Source organism: Serratia sp. CMO1 (assembly GCF_015689115.1).
Classification (GTDB): Bacteria; Pseudomonadota; Gammaproteobacteria; order Enterobacterales; family Enterobacteriaceae; genus Serratia; species Serratia marcescens.
On record NZ_CP065032.1, the window covers coordinates 3,763,229 to 3,783,746 of the forward strand.

The 20,518-nt window shown below is 59.3% G+C and carries 28 protein-coding genes and 1 other RNA gene; 12 read left to right on the top strand and 17 right to left on the bottom strand.

The genetic code is table 11. The annotated features are described in order from the left end of the window. Position 1: 1 nt before the first annotated feature. The 3 genes from IT763_RS17950 to grcA form a co-directional block, all read right to left on the bottom strand. A complete protein-coding gene (locus IT763_RS17950) occupies positions 2-757 on the bottom strand; it encodes an ankyrin repeat domain-containing protein (RefSeq protein WP_049300033.1) in 756 nt (251 codons plus the stop codon). Next, on the bottom strand, positions 750-1,712 hold the full coding sequence (locus IT763_RS17955; RefSeq protein WP_193843040.1) for a DUF2974 domain-containing protein: 963 nt from the start codon (positions 1,710-1,712) through the stop codon (positions 750-752). Before IT763_RS17955 ends, IT763_RS17950 begins: the two co-directional genes overlap by 8 nt. Before the next feature lie 183 nt (positions 1,713-1,895). Further along, a complete protein-coding gene (grcA, locus tag IT763_RS17960) occupies positions 1,896-2,279 on the bottom strand; it encodes an autonomous glycyl radical cofactor GrcA (RefSeq protein ID WP_206194897.1) in 384 nt (127 codons plus the stop codon). A gap of 346 nt (positions 2,280-2,625) precedes the next feature. Between grcA and ung the strand changes: the two genes are divergently transcribed. Further along, a complete protein-coding gene (gene ung / locus IT763_RS17965) occupies positions 2,626-3,309 on the top strand; it encodes a uracil-DNA glycosylase (RefSeq protein WP_004929112.1) in 684 nt (227 codons plus the stop codon). 56 nt (positions 3,310-3,365) lie between these two features. On the opposite strand, the gene grpE is transcribed toward ung, so the two are convergent. Then, positions 3,366-3,950 (bottom strand): nucleotide exchange factor GrpE, encoded by a 585-nt coding sequence (grpE, locus tag IT763_RS17970; RefSeq protein ID WP_016929801.1) that lies wholly within the window; start codon positions 3,948-3,950, stop codon positions 3,366-3,368. Between the two features lie 125 nt (positions 3,951-4,075). Between grpE and nadK the strand changes: the two genes are divergently transcribed. From nadK to bamE, 3 genes are all read left to right on the top strand, one after another. After that, complete coding sequence (gene nadK / locus IT763_RS17975; protein WP_004929107.1) at positions 4,076-4,954, top strand: NAD(+) kinase; 879 nt, start codon at positions 4,076-4,078, stop codon at positions 4,952-4,954. A gap of 86 nt (positions 4,955-5,040) precedes the next feature. Then, a complete protein-coding gene (gene recN, locus IT763_RS17980) occupies positions 5,041-6,702 on the top strand; it encodes a DNA repair protein RecN (protein ID WP_004929104.1) in 1,662 nt (553 codons plus the stop codon). Positions 6,703-6,942: 240 nt separating this feature from the next. Next, positions 6,943-7,281: an outer membrane protein assembly factor BamE gene (gene bamE / locus IT763_RS17985; protein WP_004929101.1), complete on the top strand. Its 339-nt coding sequence runs from the start codon at positions 6,943-6,945 to the stop codon at positions 7,279-7,281. Between the two features lie 118 nt (positions 7,282-7,399). On the opposite strand, the gene IT763_RS17990 is transcribed toward bamE, so the two are convergent. Both IT763_RS17990 and IT763_RS17995 read right to left on the bottom strand, forming a co-directional pair. After that, positions 7,400-7,684, bottom strand: a complete 285-nt coding sequence (locus tag IT763_RS17990; RefSeq protein ID WP_049300035.1) for an RnfH family protein — start codon at positions 7,682-7,684, stop codon at positions 7,400-7,402. Further along, positions 7,677-8,111: a type II toxin-antitoxin system RatA family toxin gene (locus IT763_RS17995; RefSeq protein WP_004929096.1), complete on the bottom strand. Its 435-nt coding sequence runs from the start codon at positions 8,109-8,111 to the stop codon at positions 7,677-7,679. The genes IT763_RS17990 and IT763_RS17995 overlap by 8 nt, the downstream gene beginning before the upstream one ends. Positions 8,112-8,272: 161 nt before the next feature. On the opposite strand from IT763_RS17995, the gene smpB reads away from it, so the two are divergent. After that, complete coding sequence (smpB, locus tag IT763_RS18000) at positions 8,273-8,755, top strand: SsrA-binding protein SmpB (protein ID WP_004929094.1); 483 nt, start codon at positions 8,273-8,275, stop codon at positions 8,753-8,755. A gap of 49 nt (positions 8,756-8,804) precedes the next feature. Next, positions 8,805-9,168: a transfer-messenger RNA gene (gene ssrA, locus IT763_RS18005) on the top strand. 133 nt (positions 9,169-9,301) lie between these two features. Here ssrA and IT763_RS18010 read toward each other — a convergent pair. From IT763_RS18010 to IT763_RS18020, 3 genes are read right to left on the bottom strand one after another with little or no spacing between them, the layout of a single operon-like run. Next, a complete protein-coding gene (locus IT763_RS18010; RefSeq protein ID WP_131165094.1) occupies positions 9,302-10,438 on the bottom strand; it encodes an HlyD family secretion protein in 1,137 nt (378 codons plus the stop codon). 9 nt (positions 10,439-10,447) lie between these two features. Next, positions 10,448-10,792 carry a DUF3302 domain-containing protein gene (locus IT763_RS18015; RefSeq protein ID WP_004929008.1) on the bottom strand — a complete coding sequence of 115 codons (345 nt, stop codon included), beginning with the start codon at positions 10,790-10,792 and terminating at the stop codon, positions 10,448-10,450. Between the two features lie 38 nt (positions 10,793-10,830). Beyond that, positions 10,831-11,484, bottom strand: coding sequence for a DUF3313 domain-containing protein (locus tag IT763_RS18020; RefSeq protein ID WP_004929005.1), 654 nt, complete (start codon positions 11,482-11,484; stop codon positions 10,831-10,833). Positions 11,485-11,619: 135 nt separating this feature from the next. On the opposite strand from IT763_RS18020, the gene IT763_RS18025 reads away from it, so the two are divergent. Continuing rightward, the gene (locus IT763_RS18025) at positions 11,620-12,555 is read left to right on the top strand and encodes a LysR family transcriptional regulator (protein WP_049300037.1); all 936 of its coding nucleotides are present in this window, start codon (positions 11,620-11,622) and stop codon (positions 12,553-12,555) included. Between the two features lie 55 nt (positions 12,556-12,610). Here IT763_RS18025 and IT763_RS18030 read toward each other — a convergent pair whose 3' ends face one another. From IT763_RS18030 to IT763_RS18040, 3 genes are all read right to left on the bottom strand, one after another. Then, a complete protein-coding gene (locus IT763_RS18030) occupies positions 12,611-14,224 on the bottom strand; it encodes a DUF2534 family protein (RefSeq protein WP_241005482.1) in 1,614 nt (537 codons plus the stop codon). Positions 14,225-14,343: 119 nt separating this feature from the next. Then, on the bottom strand, positions 14,344-14,760 hold the full coding sequence (locus tag IT763_RS18035) for a DUF2946 domain-containing protein (RefSeq protein WP_241005483.1): 417 nt from the start codon (positions 14,758-14,760) through the stop codon (positions 14,344-14,346). A 112-nt stretch (positions 14,761-14,872) separates the two neighbouring features. Beyond that, a complete protein-coding gene (locus IT763_RS18040) occupies positions 14,873-15,325 on the bottom strand; it encodes a GNAT family N-acetyltransferase (RefSeq protein WP_089197712.1) in 453 nt (150 codons plus the stop codon). Between the two features lie 100 nt (positions 15,326-15,425). On the opposite strand from IT763_RS18040, the gene IT763_RS18045 reads away from it, so the two are divergent. Further along, a complete protein-coding gene (locus IT763_RS18045) occupies positions 15,426-16,160 on the top strand; it encodes a bifunctional 2-polyprenyl-6-hydroxyphenol methylase/3-demethylubiquinol 3-O-methyltransferase UbiG (protein WP_016929819.1) in 735 nt (244 codons plus the stop codon). A 73-nt stretch (positions 16,161-16,233) separates the two neighbouring features. Here the strand turns inward: IT763_RS18045 and IT763_RS18050 are convergent, their stop codons facing one another. Then, on the bottom strand, positions 16,234-16,731 hold the full coding sequence (locus IT763_RS18050) for a GNAT family N-acetyltransferase (protein WP_016929820.1): 498 nt from the start codon (positions 16,729-16,731) through the stop codon (positions 16,234-16,236). A 151-nt stretch (positions 16,732-16,882) separates the two neighbouring features. Beyond that, complete coding sequence (locus IT763_RS18055) at positions 16,883-17,398, bottom strand: DUF1543 domain-containing protein (protein WP_049300410.1); 516 nt, start codon at positions 17,396-17,398, stop codon at positions 16,883-16,885. 120 nt (positions 17,399-17,518) lie between these two features. Between IT763_RS18055 and IT763_RS18060 the strand changes: the two genes are divergently transcribed. After that, positions 17,519-17,701: a YodC family protein gene (locus tag IT763_RS18060; protein WP_016929823.1), complete on the top strand. Its 183-nt coding sequence runs from the start codon at positions 17,519-17,521 to the stop codon at positions 17,699-17,701. Positions 17,702-17,733: 32 nt separating this feature from the next. Here the strand turns inward: IT763_RS18060 and IT763_RS18065 are convergent, their stop codons facing one another. Beyond that, the gene (locus IT763_RS18065) at positions 17,734-18,012 is read right to left on the bottom strand and encodes a GNAT family N-acetyltransferase (RefSeq protein WP_049300411.1); all 279 of its coding nucleotides are present in this window, start codon (positions 18,010-18,012) and stop codon (positions 17,734-17,736) included. Position 18,013: 1 nt separating this feature from the next. Continuing rightward, on the bottom strand, positions 18,014-18,244 hold the full coding sequence (locus IT763_RS18070) for a (4Fe-4S)-binding protein (RefSeq protein WP_016929825.1): 231 nt from the start codon (positions 18,242-18,244) through the stop codon (positions 18,014-18,016). 192 nt (positions 18,245-18,436) lie between these two features. On the opposite strand from IT763_RS18070, the gene IT763_RS18075 reads away from it, so the two are divergent. Beyond that, positions 18,437-18,850 carry a DoxX family protein gene (locus IT763_RS18075; RefSeq protein WP_016929826.1) on the top strand — a complete coding sequence of 138 codons (414 nt, stop codon included), beginning with the start codon at positions 18,437-18,439 and terminating at the stop codon, positions 18,848-18,850. 50 nt (positions 18,851-18,900) lie between these two features. Here the strand turns inward: IT763_RS18075 and smrA are convergent, their stop codons facing one another. Then, entirely contained in the window at positions 18,901-19,473 is a 573-nt protein-coding gene (gene smrA / locus IT763_RS18080) for a DNA endonuclease SmrA (RefSeq protein ID WP_049300412.1), read from the bottom strand. 184 nt (positions 19,474-19,657) lie between these two features. Here smrA and IT763_RS18085 point away from each other — a divergent pair, with 184 nt between their 5' ends. Continuing rightward, positions 19,658-19,993, top strand: coding sequence for an MbeD/MobD family mobilization/exclusion protein (locus IT763_RS18085; protein WP_004928976.1), 336 nt, complete (start codon positions 19,658-19,660; stop codon positions 19,991-19,993). A 67-nt stretch (positions 19,994-20,060) separates the two neighbouring features. Continuing rightward, entirely contained in the window at positions 20,061-20,507 is a 447-nt protein-coding gene (locus tag IT763_RS18090) for a DUF1198 family protein (protein WP_206194900.1), read from the top strand. Positions 20,508-20,518 lie beyond the last annotated feature (11 nt).

Sequence of the window (20,518 nt, forward strand, 5' to 3'; positions counted from 1 at the left end):
TTTACTGCTGCGCGTAATGCGTGGCCAGGCGGCGCCCCTGCAGCCATTTATCCAGCTCGCGGAACTGCGCCTTCAGCTCGTCATTCTGCAAATGCGCCGGCGTTTGCGAGAAATAAAACTGGAACGCATAACCCTGCTGATTACGCGCCTGGGCATCGGCCCCGGCCTGCAACAGCAACAGCGCCAGATGCGGCGCGTTGATCTTCGCCGCCAGATGCAGCGGGGTATCCCCCAGCCGATCGCTCAGGGTGGTGTCCGCCCCGGCCGCCAGCAACAACCGCAGTTGCTCCTCGCGCCCGGCCAGCACCGCCGCCGCAAGCGGCGTGGCGCCGGTAACGGCATTGCGCACGTTCACCTGCGCCCCTTCAGCCAGCAGCAACCGCAGATACTGCACGTCTTGCAGTATCGCCGCGGTGTGCAGCGCGCTGTTGCCGTCCAGCCCCGCTACCGACGGGTCGGCCCCGAGATCCAGCAACGCCTGCACGCTGGCCGGCTGCTGCGAAAGCACTGCCCACTGCAACAGCGTGACCTGCCGATCGCCTCGTTCGCGCAAGCGATCCTGCGTAGCCTGCGCATGGATGCTCTGCGCATCGCCGCGCGCCACCGCCTGAGCCAGCGCCAGGTTGCCGCGGCCGTCAAACGGTGAAATCTCCTGCCCCATCTGTTGCTCCTTAGCCATCATCAGTAAACCGGTCACCGCGACCAGCGCCAGTAAGGCTATCGCCAGCGCTCGCCGCAAGCGACGCCCTTCAGGCATTGGCCTTCGCCTCCCACGGCTTTTGTTCCGCCATCGAGCTTATCACCTTGTCGATGCCGTGCGCCGTCAGGCTGCGATCCAGATGCTTGCTCGGCCGCCAGTCATCGATACCAGTCAGGGTATCGTTGTTGGCCAGGGTGATGTTGTGGCCAATGGCGTCCGGGATCAGCGAAGTCGACTCCTGGGTGCTGGTCAGCATGTCATATTGTTCGCTGTAACGACGGATGCCGCCGGCTTCGGCGTCTTTCTTCGCCGCCGCCGGATCGATACCCAGGCGATTCAGCGTGTAATCTGACACCCCGGCCGCATTGAAGGTGACCGCGACGGTGCCGGTCGCCAGCGCCGCCGTGGCCGCCAGACCGCCGCCGAGCGAATGACCGGCGATCACCAGCGCATCGCCGAAGGCCGCCTTGGCGCTTTTGGCGGCGGCAACCGCCTGATTGTACTGCACATCATCATAGCCCGTCGCTTGCCGCACGTTGCTCAGCCAGTCGCGCCAGTCGTTGGTGCCGGCAAACGCCAACACATACTGCTTGTCGTTGCTGTAAACCCCGGCCTGGAAACCGCTGCCTGCGTCGTGCAGGCTGGCGGGATCGATGCCGAAACCGAGCAGCGCGCTGTCGCTCAAGCGGTTGAACCCAGCGGTGCCCTGACCGTTCAGTGAATAAACGTCCTTGGCCAACAGCGCCAACGCATAATCACCCTCCTGCGATTGCTGCCCCCGGGTCACGCCCGGCGCTGCCGCCGCCGTCGGCGCCGCCGCGGAGATATCGCCGACCAGCGTATTCAACATGGCCTGCGCATTGAGCGAGTTCTGAGAGGGAGTGGCCACCGGCGCCGGATTTGCCGGCGCTGCCGCGGGCTGCACCGCCGTCACCGTCTCGGCAACGGCGCGAGGTGTAGGGATCGCGGCCACCGGGGATACTGCAGAGGTAAAACTTAAAGGCATACTCATGCCGACTCCTTGTCGATAGACTTTTTATTGAGCACCTGAATAGGTGCTGATTTAGCTATCGGCAGGTCGGATGAGTTCTGTATTAGAAATGCTTATCTTTGTACAGAATGTGATCCGCATTCCGTTTTCGGCCGTCAAACGCAAGAAAGGGAGCCGAAGCTCCCTGATTGACAGCGCCGCAAATTACAGGCTTTCGGTAAAGGTGCGGGCGATAACGTCGCGCTGCTGTTCCGGCGCCAGGGAATTGAAGCGCACCGCATAACCGGACACGCGGATAGTCAGCTGCGGGTATTTTTCCGGGTGCTTGACCGCGTCTTCCAGGGTTTCGCGACGCAGCACGTTGACGTTCAGGTGCTGACCGCCTTCCACACGCACGGTCGGCTGCATTTCCAGCGGCACTTCACGGTATTCGATCTGGCCCAGGTCGCTCACTGCGACAACCTGATCTTCCGCGTAGTTGGCCTTGGCGCACACGCAGCGGGCTTCCGCTTTTTCATCGTCCAGCAGCCAGAAAGAATTCACCAGCGCCTGGTCGTTCGCTTTGGTAATTTGAATACCGGTAATCATTATGTTGCCTCCGTACAAGGGCGTAAAAATTCACGTCGTGAGAAAACCCAATCCTGGTTTCGGCCATTTGGTAAAACCATTGTTGTCTTGTTGTTCTGTATACCAGCCTGACCGGGCCAGTTCCTTGATTAAAGTCAATTTTTACCGGGTAGGCGTAGGGCATGAAGGGGCAAATTTATGTTTTATATCAATTTTCCCGTCGCGCTAAAAAACAATTTTTTTTGTAAATTTTCAAAAATAATTGCATTACAAACGGCGGCGAGAAATGAAAAGCGGGTTTCGCTGCGCGGGCCGACACGGTAAGCTATAGACCATGAATTGCTAAAGAAAACAAAGGAGAGCGTTTATGGCCACCTCCCTCACCTGGCATGACGTGATCGGCAAAGAGAAAGAGCAGCCCTATTTTGTTGAAACGCTCGCCTTTGTTGCCGCTGAACGTCAGGCCGGTAAGACCATTTATCCACCGCAGAAAGACGTGTTCAACGCGTTCCGCTTTACCGAGCTGGCGGACGTCAAGGTCGTCATCCTCGGCCAGGATCCGTATCACGGGCCCAATCAGGCGCATGGCCTCTCTTTCTCGGTGCGCCCCGGCGTGCCGGCGCCGCCGTCGCTGGTGAATATGTATAAAGAGCTGGCGACCGACATTCCCGGTTTCGAACGCCCGGATCACGGCTACCTGCAAAGCTGGGCCGAACAGGGGGTGCTGCTGCTCAACACCGTGCTGACGGTAGAGGGCGGCCGCGCGCACTCGCACGCCAATCTGGGCTGGGAAACCTTTACCGATAAGGTGATCGCCGCCCTGAACGAGAACCGCGAAGGCGTGGTGTTCCTGCTGTGGGGCTCGCACGCGCAGAAGAAAGGCAACTTTATCGACCGCAACCGCCACCACGTGCTGAAAGCGCCGCACCCATCGCCGCTTTCCGCCCACCGCGGTTTCCTCGGCTGCCGCCACTTCTCGCAGGCCAATCAGCTGCTGGAGCAGCAAGGGCTCACGCCGATCGACTGGATGCCGCGCCTGCCGCAGGCGTAGCCCAGAGACAAAAAAGGCACCCTTGGGTGCCTTTCTTTATATCGTTGCCGGAGCGATTACGCCTTGGCCTTGGAGACCGCGACCATCGCAGGGCGCAGCAGGCGGCCGTTCAGCGTATAGCCTTTCTGCATCACCATCATCACGTGGTTCGGCTGGTGATCGGCGGATTCCATCATGCTCATCGCCTGATGCACTTCCGGGTTGAACGGCACGTTGACGTCGCCGACGATTTCGATGCCGTACTTGCGCACCACGTCCAGCAGCGATTTCAACGTCAGCTCGATGCCTTCAATCATTGCGGCCAGTTCCGGATTGTTTTTATCCGCCAGATCCAGCGCGCGCTCCAGGTTGTCGATCACCGGCAGCAGATCGCCGGAGAATTTCTCCAGGGCGAACTTGTGCGCTTTCTCGACGTCCAGTTCGGCGCGGCGACGGATGTTTTCCGCTTCCGCTTTGGCGCGCAGCAGGCTGTCGCGCTCTTGCTGCTGAGCTTCCGCCAGTTGGGCTTCCAGTTCGGCGATACGCGCATCGCGCAGATCGACGCCTTCCGCCGCTTCCGGCAGCGTATCCTCGTGATGAGCGTGTTGTTCCATTTCTTCCGAGACTTGCTCGTTTGGCGTCTTCTGTTCTTTACTACTCATGAATATCTCCGCGTTTTAGCATTAATCTCGCAACTTGGCTTATTATGGGGATCAAAACCGGGGTTTCAAGTCAACCGGTCACAATGTGGGGCATAAACGGGTCCCGGTGAGGAAAATCACAGCAAATGAATAAAAAATTCGCCTGTATTGGCATTGTTGGCCACCCGCGTCACCCTTCAGCGCTGGCAACCCACGAGATGCTGTTCCACTGGCTGGTCGCCCGCGGCTATTCGGTGATGGTCGAACGCCAAATCGCCCATGATTTGGGGCTGAAAGACGCCGTGACCGGCAGCCTGGCGGATATCGGCCAGCGCGCCGACCTGGCAGTGGTGGTCGGCGGCGACGGCAACATGCTCGGCGCCGCGCGCGTGCTGGCGCGCTATGACATCAAGGTGATCGGAGTCAACCGCGGCAACCTCGGCTTCCTCACCGATCTCGATCCCGACAACGCTCTGCAGCAGCTGGCGGACGTGCTGGAAGGCGAGTACATCGACGAACAGCGTTTCCTGTTGGAAACCATCGTGCATAAAGAGCACCAGCAGTGCCGCATCAGCACCGCCATCAACGAGGTGGTGCTGCACCCCGGCAAAGTGGCGCACATGATCGAATTCGAGGTGTACATCGACGATCGTTTCGCCTTCTCGCAGCGCTCCGACGGCCTGATCATCGCCACCCCGACCGGCTCCACCGCCTACTCGCTCTCCGCCGGCGGGCCGATCCTCACCCCGTCGCTGGAGGCGATCGCGCTGGTGCCGATGTTCCCGCACACCCTTTCCGCCCGGCCGCTGGTGATCAACGGCGACAGCACCATCCGCCTGAAGTTTTCGCAGATCGGCAGCGATCTGGAGATTAGCTGCGATAGCCAGATCGCGCTGCCGATCCAGGAAGGCGAAGAAGTGCTGATCCGCCGCAGCAACTTCCATCTGAACCTGATTCACCCGAAGGACTACAGCTATTTCAACACGTTAAGCACCAAGTTGGGCTGGTCTAAAAAATTGTTCTAAAATCTGCGCCGGCCACTTTACTGTATATAAAACCAGTTTATACTGTATGAAACTACAGTTATGTGTTTATACACAGGAAGGTTCCCATGCTGGCGCAATTAACCATCAGCAACTTTGCTATCGTTCGTGAGTTGGAAATCGATTTTCAACCGGGCATGACGGCGATCACCGGTGAAACCGGCGCCGGCAAATCCATCGCTATCGATGCGCTGGGGCTGTGCCTCGGCAACCGCGCCGACGGCAACGTGGTGCGCCTGGGAGCCGCCCGCGCCGACATCTGCGCCCGCTTCTCGCTGGCGGACACTCCGTCCGCGCGCGAATGGCTGGAGCAGAACCAGCTGGACGACAGCAACGAATGCCTGCTGCGGCGGGTGATCAACGCCGACGGCCGTTCGCGCGGCTTTATCAACGGCACCGCCGTGCCGCTGTCGCAGCTGCGCGAGCTGGGGCAACGCCTGATTCAAATCCACGGTCAACACGCCCATCAGCTGCTGCTCAAGCCGGAGCACCAAAAAGCGCTGCTCGACGCCTACGCCGACGAACCCGCCCTGCTGGCGGCGATGAGCCAGGCCTACCAACGCTGGCATCAGAGCTGCCGCGAGCTGGCGCACCATCAACAGCAGTCCATCGAGCGCGAAGCGCGCAAGCAGCTGCTGCAATACCAATTGAAAGAGCTGAATGAATTCGCGCCGCAGGCCGGCGAGTTCGAGCAGACCGACGCCGAGTACAAGCGCCTGGCCAACAGCGGCCAGTTGCTGACCCTCAGCCAGCAGACGCTGCAGCTGCTGGCCGACAGCGACGAGAACAACATGCTCAGCCAGCTTTACAGCGCCAAACACCTGCTGCTTGAGCTGGCCGGGTTGGACGATAAGCTCAGCGGCCTGCTGGACATGCTGGAAGAGGCCTCTATCCAGATCAGCGAAGCCAGCGACGAGCTGCGCCATTACGCCGATCGCATGGATCTCGATCCCAACCGCCTGCACGAGCTGGAACAACGCCTGTCGCGCCAAATCAGCCTGGCGCGCAAACACCAGGTTGCGCCGGAGGAGCTGCCGCAGCTGCATCAGCAGTTGCTGGATGAACAGCAGTTGCTGTCTCAACAGGAAAGCGATCATGAACACCTGAACGAGGCGGTCACCCTGCATCACCAGCAGGCGCTGGCGCTGGCGGAAGAGCTGCACCAGAAACGCCTGCACTACGCCGCCGAGCTGACCACGCTCATTACCGACAGCATGCAGGCCCTCTCCATGCCGCACGGCAAATTCAACATCGACGTGCGCTTCGAACCGCAGCATCTGAGCGCCGAAGGGGCCAGCCGCACCGAGTTCTGCGTCTCCACCAACCCGGGGCAGCCGCTGCAGCCGCTGGCGAAGGTCGCCTCCGGCGGCGAGCTGTCGCGCATCGCGCTGGCCATTCAGGTGATCACCGCCCGCAAGATGGAAACCCCGGCGCTGATCTTCGATGAGGTGGACGTGGGCATCAGCGGCCCGACCGCCGCCATCGTCGGCCGTCTGCTGCGCCAGCTCGGCGAATCCACCCAGGTGATGTGCGTGACTCACCTGCCGCAGGTGGCCGGATGCGGGCATCAGCACCTGTTCGTCAGCAAGCAGACCGACGGCACGGTCACCGAAACCCAGATGGCGCCGCTGGATAAACGCGCCCGGCTGCAGGAGTTGGCGCGCCTGCTCGGCGGCAGCGAAGTCACCCGCAATACGTTGGCGAACGCCAAAGAACTGCTGGCGGCATAAAAAAGCTCAACTTTTTCACTTTCCTGCGGTCTGACAGTGACGCTGTTGGCCCGAGAAATATCTAAAGTGCGGCGCGGCGGTGATCCAAAGCCATCTCAACAGCCTGAAAAAGGCCAAGCGCTTGAGGTGCTAAAGGAAAGCCAATGCGTCGCAACGTGAAAGATGAAGGGTATAAAGGTTTCCAACTGCCGCAAGGTCTATTATCATCGGCATCCTATGCCCTAAAGGAATGTGATTACTATGCGCTGTAAAACGCTGACTGCCGCCGCTGTAGTTCTTGTGATGCTGACTGCAGGCTGTTCTACTTTTGAAAAGGTGGTTTATCGTCCTGACATCAACCAGGGGAACTACCTGACGTCGACCGACGTGGCGAAAATTCAGAAAGGGATGACCCAACAACAGGTCGCTTACACATTGGGCACCCCAATGCTGCAAGACCCGTTTGGAACGCAAACGTGGTTCTATGTATTCCGTCAGCAGCCTGGCCATGAAGATATCACCCAGCAGACGCTGACGCTGACCTTCGACAGCGCAGGCGTGTTGACCGATATCCAGAACAAACCGGCGCTGACCAAGTAATCGGCGTCGGCCGCTCTTCCGGCCCATGGGGGGGCATGGTGTTCCTCATGACAGTCGCAGGCTGCAACGCGGAAGAGAAAATCAATTTCAGATAAAAAAATAAGGCGCTTATAGCGCCTTATTTTTTTGCCTTTTCTGCCCGTTGCCGGCGCAGCTCTTTCGGATCGGCGATCAGCGGCCGGTAAATCTCCACCCGGTCGCCGTCGTTCAGCGTATCGCCCAGCTTGGCCGGGCGGCTGTAGATGCCGATTTTGTTGTTCTTGAGATCGATATCCTGGCGCAGCTCCAGCAGGCCCGAAGCCTGGATCGCCTGCTCAACGCTGCTGCCCTCGGCCAGCTTCACCTTGCGCAGGTACTGCCGCTCCGGCAAGGCGTACACCACCTCGACCTGGATGTCAGACACTGTAGACCTCTTTCGCCCGCTGGGTGAATGCCTGCACCATGCTGCCCGCCAGCTCTTTGAACACCTTGCCGAACGCCAGCTCAATCAGTTTGTTGGTGAACTCGAAGTCCAGGTGCAGCTCCACCTTGCAGGCCTCTTCGCTCAGCGGTGTGAACTGCCAACCGCCCATCAGCTTGCGGAACGGGCCATCGACCAGCTGCATATTGATGCTCTGGTTATCCAGCAGCGTATTGCGCGTGGTGAAGGTCTTGCTGATACCGGCCTTGGCGACGTCCACCGCGGCGGTCATCTCGTTGGAGGTAGCGTTAAGCACCCGGCTGCCAGTGCAGCCTGGCAGAAAATCGGGATAAGAATGAACATCGTTAACCAACTGATACATCTGCTCGGCGCTGAACGGCACTAATGCAGACCGACTGATCTGGGGCATATCATTTCCTGTAAGACATAAAACGTACAGATAATATCATTTATCTGGCGGCAAACAAAAAATCTGCTACGGGATGAGGGCACCAAAAATGCGAAAAATTGCGCAGGTGCTGAACGGGAAAGGATTTCTTTCGCTGAAGCATCCAGTATAATGAACGCACTATGACAAAGAAAAAAGCACACAAACCCGGTTCCGCCACCATTGCCCAAAACAAGCGCGCGCGTTTCGAATACTTCATTGAAGAAGAATTCGAGGCGGGCCTGTCGCTGCAAGGGTGGGAAGTTAAATCGCTGCGTGCAGGCAAAGCCAACCTCAGCGACAGCTACGTGACGTTCCGTGACGGTGAAGCCTACCTGTTTGGCGCCACCATCACCCCGCTCAACGTGGCTTCGTCGCATGTGGTGTGCGATCCGACGCGTACCCGTAAACTGCTGCTGAACCGACGCGAGCTGGACACCCTGCTCGGCCGCGTCAACCGCGAAGGTTACACCGTGGTGGCCTTGTCCCTGTATTGGAAAAATGCCTGGAGCAAGATCAAGATCGGCGTAGCCAAAGGCAAGAAAGAGCACGACAAACGCGATGACATCAAAGATCGCGAATGGCAGACGGCGAAAGCCCGTATCATGAAGCACGCCAATCGTTAAGCCGCTGGCTTATCGAGGTAAACTTCTGGTATACTGCACAAAGTTACTTGGGGCTGATTCTGGATTCGACGGGATTTGCGAAGCCCTAGGAGCATGCCGAGGGGCGGTTGGCCTCGTAAAAAGCCGCAAAAAAATAGTCGCAAACGACGAAAACTACGCTTTAGCAGCTTAATACCCTGCTTAGAGCCCTCTCTCCCTAGCCTCCGCTCTTAGGACGGGGATCAAGAGAGGTCAAACCCAAAAGAGATCGCGTGGATGTCCTGCCTGGGGCTGAAGCGTTAAACTCAATCAGGCTAGTCTGTCAGTAGCGTGTCCATCCGCAGCTGGCCGGCGAATGTAAAGATTGGACTAAGCATGTAGTGCCGACGGTGTAGTAATTTCGGACGGGGGTTCAAATCCCCCCAGCTCCACCAAATACGTCGCCAGTGAACCAGATAGACCCGGCGATAATAGCGAAAAAGCCCACAACTTCGGTTGCGGGCTTTTTTGTTTTTGTCGTATTCAGGGGCCAACCCAACGGCCCGGGCTGTTCCGGGCCAATGCGGGCTAGTGATCCAGATAGAGGTAGTGCAGCCAGCTGGTCATGCGCAGCAGCACTTTGCGCATCACGGAGACGTGCTCGAAGTGCCCGGTATAGACCGCCGCCTGGGCGCTCACGCCGTCGGGCAGATGATCCAGATCCGGGTTGGCAGCCAGATCGATCATTACGTACACCCCTTCCCGGCCCGGCGTGGCGCTCAGGCCCTGCAGTGCGCCGCTGGCCTGGTAGCTGCCGTCCGGTATCGCCGGCAACACCCGGCTCACGGTGCCGCCATAAACCTGTCCCGGCAAGCCGTTAAACACCACCTCAGCCTGATCCCCCTGCGCCAAGCGCAAGATGGCGTTCTGGCGGAATACCGCCACCACCTGGCGCTTTTGCTGCGGGATAAAGATCATCACCGGTTTGAACGGCAAGCGCACCGCCGCCGTGCCCGGCCGCGCCAGCACCTGCGTGACATAGCCATCGCTCGGCGCACGCACCACCGTTTGTTCCAGGTTGTAACGCGCTTCGGCTATTTGCGATTTCAGGCTGGCTATCGTGGCGTCTTCGCCGTCATAGCGTCCGGACAACCGCGCCTGTTCCTGTTGGAACTGGGCTTTCGCCGCCTGCAGCGCGGCGGATTGCGCCTGGTACTGCTGCTGCGCATGGCTGACGTCCTGCTCCGAGAATGGGTTGACCGGCATGGCCGCCCCTTTCGCGTAGCGCTGGTAATCCTTGCGGGCACGATCATACTCCGCGTTCGCCCGCTGCACGTTGGCGGCGGACTCGCTGAGCGCCGCCCGACGCATTCTGATCTCCGCCTCCGCCCCGGCCAGATCCGCCTCCAGCCTGGTGAGCCGCGCGCGGTAGCGGCTGTCGTCGAGCCGGAACAGCACCTCGCCTTTGCGCAGCAGCACGTTGGTTTTCTCCGTCACCTCAACGATCATGCCCGAGACCTGCGGCACCATCGGCACCGACACGGCAATTTTCTGCGCCCGATCGCTGTACGGATGGTTGTAGTTCATCGTCAGAATCAACGCGCCGACGATAACGATCCCGCCGAGTACGGCGGTCGGCACGGTCCATTTGTTGACCGGAATGCGGAACAGTTTAAATACGCCGTAGCTCAGCGCCACGTAGCTGAGAATAATGAGCAAATCCATAGGCTACGCTCAACTTACCGTGGGGCCGGGAACCGCCGTCGGCTTTTCCTGCAGGCGTTGTAATTCGGTTTCGAGCAGTGCGATGCGCGCCTGCAGATCCGTTGAGGATTCCGGCCTTTCACTCATGCCCCAGCCGCGTTCCGGCCGATAGAGCGTCGCCCAGATCCACAGCAGCGGCCAAATGGCGTGCAGCGTAAACAGGCTGACCCAACCGGCAACGTGAATCGCATCCTGATGCGGGTGTCGGCGCTTTTTCGCCAGCAAATAAGGAATGTCATGAATAATAATGACGCCGTAGAATAATATCAGGAATACCGCAATCAGTACGCCTAACGCAAAATAGTTAAGAAACATGTAAAGTCCTGGTTGAGAATAATGGAAATAAATAATCTCTATAGCGTGTTATATTGTCTGATGTCGTTGGCGATGGTATCGATGGCGTTCTTCACGTCGGTGACTTTCAGCTGTGCTTTCTCATTATTAAGATTTTCTCCCGAAGCCTTACGCACCACTTTAATCACCGGCTGGTTGGTCGCGGCATCGATAAACTCGCCTTCCATATAGACCGCGCTCTCCATAGTACGGTGCCCGGTGACGCTTTGCGTCGCGGCGATCAGCAGCGTGATTGGCAAGACTTCATAGACCTGCAGCCCTTTCTTCTGCGTGTCGATCGCCGTGATGGCGCCGCGGAAAATCAGGGTATGCTCGCGCGGCATGTCCACCAGCGTAAAATGGGTGCCCATCGCCTGTTTAAACTGCTGGTTGGTGTAATTCAGGATATTGTCGAGCGCGCGTTGGCTGACCATTTCGCTCGGTTTCGGCCGCGGGAAATAGATCATCGGTTGATACACCAGATATTGATAACGGGAAAAATCGACGCTCTGATCCTTCCAATATAAAACGTCTTTACCGGACGCGGATTGGCCTTTGTTAATATCGTTATAATTGGTCAGAAAGGTCGAATATTTTTCTTTTTCGGTCACGGCGGACGAGCACGCGGCCAATAATAACAGCGCAGGTAAAATCACCGTTCTTGTTACTTTCATTGACGGATTTCTCTTTATTTATGTGGATAGCAAATAATCAAATCGAATGATACCCACCCGCCCGTGATAAGTCATATGACAATGCCGCCAAAGACGTATATCATTTTTGATATACATACTCATACGAGCCAGCCAGTGAAAGAGAAAGACTTCCGTATTGAAGAGCTCAGGATTGTAAGCGTCATCGCCGAAACGGCGAGCGTCAGCAAAGCGGCGCAGCTGCTGGATATGCCGCAGTCCAACGTGTCGCGGGCGCTCACCTCACTGGAACGCCGGCTGGGTCTGGAACTGTTTCTGCGCGGCCCGCGCACTCTGTCACTGACCGAGTTCGGCGAACAATTCTTGCGCCGCGCCTCGCAGTTGCTGAACGAGCATAGCGATCTGCTCGATATGGCCGGCACCTATAAGCGCAGTATGAGCGGCATGGTCACGCTCGGCGCGCCGATAGGCATCCACGCTTTCCTGGCCAGCTATTTGCTGCCGCCGCTGCTGCACGCTGCGCCGGCGCTGACTGTCGATCTGGTGACCCGCAACCCCGATGAACGTGAGAAAAAATATGGCGCAGTATTCGACAGCGACTGCGATTTGCTGATCAGCTTTTTCCAGCCGCAAAACGAAAGCCTGATCGCCAGGCCCTTTACCCGTTTTCGCGTCGGGCTGTTCGCCGCGCCGGATTACATCGCCCGCATGCCGTTGAAGGAGCTGGATGAACTGTCGCAGCATCGCTGCATTACCTTGCGTATGCTGGGCGGCATCCGCAATACCTGGAGCGGCTACAATGCTCAGGGGGAGTTGGTGCAGGTCGAGATCAACGGCGCCAGCGTCTGCGATAACATTCTGCCGGCGATCGAGCTGGCCAAACAGGGCCTGGGCATCGTCTACGCCCCGTATTATTCCGTGGCCGCCGAGCTGGATGCCGGCACACTGCAGCCTTGCCTGGCGCGCGAGCGCGGCATCGATATGCAGGCCTACCTGATCTACCGCCGGCGAGGCGTGTTGCCGCACCGCGTGCAGGTGACGATGGACAGCATCATGGAAAGCGTCAAACTGCACGCGCACCGGCTGATGTAACCAAGAAAAACCCCGCCGCAGCGGGGTTGAACGCCTCACATCGGCGCAAAATACCTCACCGCCCCTCTTTCTCCCCCAGGAAGAAATACCACAGCGGAATGGAAAGCAGCAGGGTGAACACCAGCGTATACAGCAGCACCATCAGGCTCTGCATGATCACCATCTGTGCGCTCCAGTCACCGATCGGCAGCTGAAACTGTTCGACGGTGCCGCCGAGGATCGCCCGGCCCATCACGCAGCCGACCGCCACCGCCACTGTCGCCACCGCCGCGCGGAACTTGCGCACCTCGGCGCGGCGGGCGGCCGCTTCCGGCGTTTCATCCCGCTGGCCTTGCCGCTGGCCGCGCCAGCGCCATACGTCCACCAGCAGCAACGCCGCGAGGCTCACCCCCATTACCGGCAGGCAATAACCCAGCGCCGCTGCTACCAGCAGCGTGCCGGCGCGCGCAGGCAGGTAAAGCGCCAGCCAGGCGGCAACCAGCGTATGCACCGGATGCTGCGCACCCGCCGCCGGGCGGCGACTCCACCACATGCGGTAACCCAGCACAATCATCAGGCACAGCCCGAGGCCGAACGCCGCCAGCAGCAGCTGATTCGGCAAGCCGAACAGAATGCCCATGTGGGCGTCGATGCCCCAACGGGTCAGCTTGGCGATGAGCGGGAAGTTCTCGAACCGCACCTGATCGACGACAGTGAAGCTTTGCGGCGCGATGGCGACCGCGTCCACCTGCGTCGGCCAGCTACGATCTACTTCGGTCACCGTCCAGGCTTTGCCCTCGCCTTTCGGCTGGCGCAGCTCGACCTTAGCGGCGTCTATTCCGGCGGCGCGCGCAGCGTGCAGCGCCCGATCCCAGTCGCCATTCAGCGCATTGGTCTGTGCGGCAGGGTTCATCTTCATGCCCGGCATCATACCGCGGTGCTCGACGTGCGGATCGGCCGGCGTCTGCGGCGCATCGGCCTGCAGGCTGGCGTTGACCTGCGGCGTCAGCCAGCCCAGGTTGGCCCGCAGCGTGTCGATGTTGCCGCCGGCCCACTGCGACCAGGTCAGCCCGGTGGCCGAGAAGAACAGCAGCCCGGCCAGCAGCGCCACGCCCAGCGTGATATGCCAATGGCGGCTGGCGGCAAAGCCCCCTTTCGCCCTTTTCAGCTTGCGCTTCGGCCGTGTCGCCAGCCACAGCGCCACGCCGCCCAGGGCGGCCACCCACAGCCAGGAGGCCGCCAGCTCGCTGTAGTTGCGCCCCAGATCGCCAAGCAGCAGGCTGCTGTGCAGCTTATCCAGCCAGGTGCGCAGCGGCAGCACGCCGGAGGTGCCGTACACCGTCATATCGCCCTTGATCGCCAGGGTATAAGGGTCGACAAACAGCGCGCGCGACTCGGAAGCGCCCAGATCGGCACTCGCAAACTGTACGCGCGTGGTGTCCATTGCGCCGGGTGCCGGACGCACGGCGTAAATGCGCGCCTCGTCACCCGCCACACGGCGGGCGGCGGCGATCTGGTCGGCCAGCGGTCTCGCGTGCCCGTGCGGCTCGGTAGACAGCGCATCGCGATACAGCGCCTCTTCAAGCTGCGGGGTCAGCACATACAGCGTGCCGGTCAGTGCGGCGACCAGAATAAAAGGGGCGACCAGCAGGCCGATATAAAAATGCAGCCGTCTGATCAGGTTCAGCATCGCGCCTCTCGGCGATGCGGCAGGTGGAGTTTTGGTTATCGAAGACATGGCCTTTCTCGTTTTTCAAACTGTGCGCGCAGGCAAACCGTCCGCAGCGATACGAACGGCGTTACCCATGATCAAGCAATAAGGAAAAACGGCTGGCCGGGCGGCCCGCGCGGGCTTGGCCGCAGAGCAAGGCGCCGAATGGGCGGGGGGACGATGCGCGGCGCGCAAGGCAGGCGCGCGATACGCGTCATCAGCCACAGCAGCGGGACGAATACCCACAACAGCAGCGGCACATGGATCAGCAGCTCGCAGTAGCCGCAGAAAATCATCTCCGCCGAGTCCATGCCGTGGTGGCCGGCATGCTCGGCGGCGGGCATCGCCATCCCGTGCATGTCGTGCGGCATGGCGGCTGCCGGCTGCGCCATGCCGCCCATCATCTGATGGTGCATCAGCGATTTCGACACCACCGGCGCCACAAACAGCAACAGCACCGCCATAATGGCGATGCAGGCGGTGAAGCGTTGCGGTAGCTGGCGTGGCACTCTCATCGCGGCGGCGAATTAACCCGGTCGGTGGCGAACAAGCGGCCAGTGTAACCCGCGAGGCGCGATGAGGTGAAAGAAAAGTCAGATTTGTCTTGCTCGCCCCCGGCGGCGGTGATCACAGCACCCGCGAATAGACCCGCGAGGCCTCGCCCCAGGGGTGATAGCCGAGCCCGTTATAAACGAAGCCATTACGCTCGTAGTACCCTTCCAGATCGGTGCAAAGGTGCAGTTGCGGGAAACCCAGCCGGCGGGTTTCCGCCGCTACATGCTCAATCAGTTTGGCGCCGTAGCCCCTGCCGCGCTGCGTCTCTTCTACGTAGAGCGCGCACAGCCAGGGATACAACTCCCCACGGCTGATAAAGTCGTTGGTGATGAGCCCCGCGCAGCCGAGGATTAGGTTATTTTCCATCAGCAGGTACCACTGCGGCAGCGGGTTGGAAGCGCCGAGGCTGCGGTTGATGGCGTCTTCATACATCATCAGCGTCTCTGCCGTGGCCCAGTGCCGCTGAAAATACGCAATGGCGCGCGGCGCCAGCTCGGGCGCTTGCCGCACCGAAATCATGTCCATCGTCATTCCCGTTATTCATGTTGTCAGCGTAGAATTATGCAGCAATATGCATGGTATGGCAGCGGCATTCCGCCGCCGTCATTCACCCCAAGGAGTCATCATGACGCAAAATATCTATGACAATCAGGCTTTCTTCGACGGCTATGCGCAGCTCAGCCGCTCGCAGCACGGTCTGGACGGCGCGCCGGAATGGCCCGCCATCCGCCGCATCCTGCCAGATTTGCAGGGAAAAAGTGTGGTCGATCTCGGCTGCGGCTACGGCTGGTTCTGCCGCAGCGCCCGCGAACAGGGCGCAGCCAGCGTGCTGGGGCTGGACGTCTCGGAAAAGATGCTGGCCAAAGCGCGGGAGATGACCGCCGACGCGGGCATCGAGTATCGTCGGCAGGATTTGGCGCAGCTGCAGCTGCCTGTGAACCGTTACGATCTGGTCTACAGCTCGCTGACGCTGCACTACCTCGAGGATTTGTCCGCGCTGTTCGCCACGGTGTACGCCGCGCTGAAACCTGGCGGGCAGTTCATCTTCACCGCCGAGCACCCGATCTACACCGCCCCGGCGCAGCAGGGCTGGCTGACCGACGGCAACGGGCAGAAATCCTGGCCGGTCAACGGTTACCAGCGAGAAGGCCAGCGCGTTTCCAACTGGCTGGCGGAAGGCGTCATCAAGCAGCACCGCACGCTTGGCGGCTATATCAACCCGCTGGCGCAGCAAGGGTTTATCATCCAGCATTTGAACGAATGGGGCCCCAGCGCGCAGCAAATCGCCGCTAACCCGGCGCTGGACGAAGAGCAGGAGCGCCCGATGATCTTCATTCTCGCCGCCCGCAAACCCGCCTGATCCTGACCTGATTCACCCGCAGTAAACCGATCACACCACCCCAGTTGGGGAGGCCGCCTCCCCCCAATGACGGTTACGCCGGCAGCGCCGCCCCGTGCGCCGCGAAGTACGTCAGCGCCTCGCCCTCCATACGATAACGCACCCACTCGCCCTGCGGCTGCGCGCCGATGCTGAGGTAGAAATCGATGGCCGGTTGGTTCCAGTCCAGCACGCTCCACTCCAGGCGGCCGCACTGCCGTTCGCACGCCAGCCGGGCGATGTGCCGCAGCAGCGTTTTACCGGCGCCCGCGCCGCGATGCTTCGGCGCCACGTACAGGTCTTCCAGATAGATGCCGTTTTTACCCAGCCAGGTGGAGTAACTCATAAAGAACACCGCATAACCCGCCGGCTCGCCGTTCACCGTACAAATCAGCGCTTCGGAACAGGCGCCCGGCCCAAACAAGCTGCGTTCGATGTCTTCCACGCTGGCCAGCACCTGCTCGCGCGCCTTTTCGTACACCGCCAGCTCGATAATCATATCCAGAATCAGTTTGGCGTCGCTTTTTTGCGCCGGGTAAATCTCAATGGTCATGGTAAATCCTGGGCGTGTTGATTACTGTGCTTGCCAGCATACAGCGCCTCTCATGCTGCATGAACGGCATTTTCATCAACAGGTAATGAATATCATGCATCTGGATCTGAAACGCCGCGATCTCAACCTGCCGCAGGTGTTCGAAGCGGCGTTATAGCGCGGGTTCGCCGATTGGCAGATACCCCTGCCACAGCGGCCGGGCCGGTTTCCCGTGCGGGTTGGCCCGCAGATGAACGTGGTAGCCCTGCAGCGCCTGCAGTAGCAGGCAGTCGTCCACCTCAGCCAGATCATCTTTGTGCTGCTGCACGCTGTCCGTCAGCAGCGCCCGTTTGGCTTTCTCCTTCGCCTCGTCGGCGGAGCGCGCCACAAAAAGGCCGAACTGGTGCAATTCCGCCAGCTCATCGCTGCGGTAACCGCCCACGTTAACGAAAAACAGCTTCTCTTCACCGGCGAACGGCGCAGACTCCAGGCTCACGTCGTAACCGTCCGCCCAGTCGATGCGCGCATAACCGTCGACATGCACCTTGCGCTTATCGCCGAACCACTTTTCGCGCAGCAGCGGATACGCCTCTTCCGGCCGATCCGCCGCCGCAAACTGCACGTCGTGCAACTCAATATTGGCGCCCGGCGCCGTACCGCCCACATAAAACATCAATAATCCCGGCATGTTAGTTTGCTCTCCTTGATGATAATCGCTATATAATTTAATACATAACGAAACACCTGCCAACGGCGGCGCCATTCTGTGTTATCAATAGATGAGGTTTAATCTGTTGTGGAGGAACGCATGGCATTCAATATCGGTGATTTTGTACAACGCACCACCGGCGGCCCGAAGATGACCGTGGTGGCGATCGACGGCGAAACCCTGGTTTGCAGCTGGAATGAACTGGGTAAAGAGCAGCGTACGGAGGTGCAGGCCAACGAGGTGGCGCTGTACCACGAAGACGGCGATTTCGGCGTCTGCTGAATGATCGGGGCGCGCCGCGCCCCGTTATCGCCTCAGGCGCGAATGTCCTGATAGGCTGGGGTGGTATCGAACTCATGCTTGGCGAACGGGCATAGCGGAATGATTTTACGCTGCTCCGCGCGCATTTTCTCCACCACCAGCGCCACCAGCTTTTTGCCGACGCCCTGCCCCTTCAATGACTCATCCACCCAGGTGTGATCGATAATGGTCAGCCTGTCGCCGCTCGGCACGAAAGAGATCTCGGCGATCAGCTTGCCGTGCTCGTCATTGATATAAAAACGCTTCTCGTCTGCCAGTATTTTATGTTCCATATTATTTCTCCCTATATTTCAGTGCGCCGCTGGGGCAAGTGTCGATAACGCGTTTCACTTCGGCCGCGTCGGCATTATCCGGCATAATCCACGGCCGGCGGTTCAGGGTAAAAATAGCCGCGTTGCCACGCACGCAGTTGGCGGAATGGCGGCATATCGCGCTGTTAAAATAAACGTCAATCTTGTCGCCGGAATAACGGCGGTAACCGGCGGCGGTCAATTCCTCATCCATCTTGGCCTCACATTGCCTGTTTTATTGTTTTTGCTCCAGGCTCAAGTATAGGCAATGCCGTCGGCTTCACCACGCGTCTCACCCAATGAAAAAAGTGGCGCAACCGCCCGTCGCCGCTAGAAAAAAACGTAAATTGTTCTAATCTTTAATCAGCAAGACAACATAATTCCGACAGTGGCTAAGGAGTTCGAAATGGGTGATAGCTCAAAAGACGGCGTAATTCTGCTGTCCCGCATTCTACTGATGGTTCTGTTTATCATTTTCGGCTGGATGAAACTGGTCAACTTCGGTGCGACCGTCACGGCGATGGAAGGCTATGGCACGCCGATGCCTTATTTGGCGGCGATCGTTGCCGTGGTGGTGGAGTTTATTTTCGGCATCGCGCTTATTCTCGGCCTGTTTACTCGGCCTATCGCGGTCATTTTCGCCCTGTATGTGTTGGGCACCGCGTTTATCGGCCATCCGTTCTGGAAAATGACCGGCATGGAAATGATGGGCAACGAAATCAACTTCTTTAAAAACATCAGCATCATTGGCGGTTTGCTGTTGCTGGCGGTAACCGGCGCCGGCCGTTATTCGCTGGACTATAAAATATTTAATAAATAATTCATCGATGGCCGGCGATATTCGCCGGCCATTTTATTTCGGCTATCCTTTCACCGGCTGCGCTTGGCGTGGCGCTCAAAGTTTTCTGCCTTGGCCTGCGCCGATTTACGCAGCGTGACATAGCAGGCGCCCTCGCCGCCGTCGCGCGGTAAGGCGCGGCAAAATGCCTGTACCTGTTCAAACTGCGCCAGCCACTTAGCGACGTAACTGCGCACGATATTCGGATGGCTTTCGTTCTGCCGCCCGCGGCCGTGCACGATCAGCAGTGAACGCAGGTTTTGCGCCTCCGCCTGCATAATGAAGCGAAACAGCGCCTGCCGGCTGGCTTCGACCGACTGACGCAGCAGGTTCAGCGATGCCTGCGGCGGGTAACGCCCGTTGCGCAGTTTGTCCAGCACGCCCTGCTGAATGCCTTCCCCTTTGAACTCCAGCGGCTGTTCACAGGGGATCACTTCGAGAAAATCGGTGCTGAGGAAGTTTTCCTGCCGCAGCCGCTGCGCGTCGCGCCGTGCGCTTTTGTCCACCGCCACCTGCGGCTTGAGGTACAGCGTCTGCCGTCCGCTCTCCAGCGGCACCACGTCCGCCATCGCCTGTTCAAAAAAGTCTTTTTCCTGCTCGCTCATGTTCCACCTCTCTTGAACGGCAGCCTTTACGGCTGGGAATGGGGTCGATTGTAAGACGCCTTGTCACGGTTGCAAGCCGGGAATTGTCAGCGGCATGTGTCTCATTTGTCGTCAACGGGTGAGCTTGCGAACAGTTTTCGCTATACTGCTAAGCCATCATTGAGTGCCGCAAAGGATCGAGCCCATGACAATGCGCGAGCTGGAAATCCAGTTTCAAAATGCGATGAATGAGTTGCAGAGCAGCTTCGAACGGCAACACCGCGAATGGCAGCAGAGCTACCAGGCGCTGCAGCAACTGCTGGAAGAAGCCAAACAGCGCGAAGCCGCGCTGCGGGCGCAGAATGAACAACTGGCGCGCAAACTGAGCACAGCCAGTTCGGTGCCGGAACAGCATGCGCTGGTCAAGCAGATCAAAATGCTCGGCGCCCATCTGGACGCGCTGGCCAAAGACGCGGCCACCTTCAATCACCACCTGCGCCAACAGAGCGCGGTCGGTAATTTCAGCGGCGAACAGCATTGATAGCGGGCGCTGTCGCACAGCGCCTCCCGCCCCTCTTCTGGCGTATTGAGAGTGTAATAAAGCCTAAATGACCTGGATCATCCTCGCCGCCCTGATCGTCGTATTCATTATCGGTTACCGCATCTTGACGTCCGACACCCGCAAAGCCATCGATTCGCTGGCCCATCTGCTGAGGGTCAAGCCGATGCTGATCGAATCGATGATCCAGGAAATGGGCGGCCGCCAAAGCCAGACCTTTATCCGCATGCTGAACAACGGCTACACCGAAGAGATGCACCAGGCGGCTTATCTGCTGTTCATCTACCTGACGTTCATCAAACAGGCGGACGACGACCAGATTGCCCTGTGGCGCGACGTGCTGCTGCGCGCCGGGTTGTCGCCGGAGCTGCATGCCGAGCACACCGAAGCGGCGCTGTTTTACTTCGCCGAGCTGGATATCGATGCGTTTGAACTGGCGCAGTTCCGCCGCGCCTACAACGAGCGTTTCAACCGCGAAGCGTTGGCGCACGGCTGATCGCGTCCCCC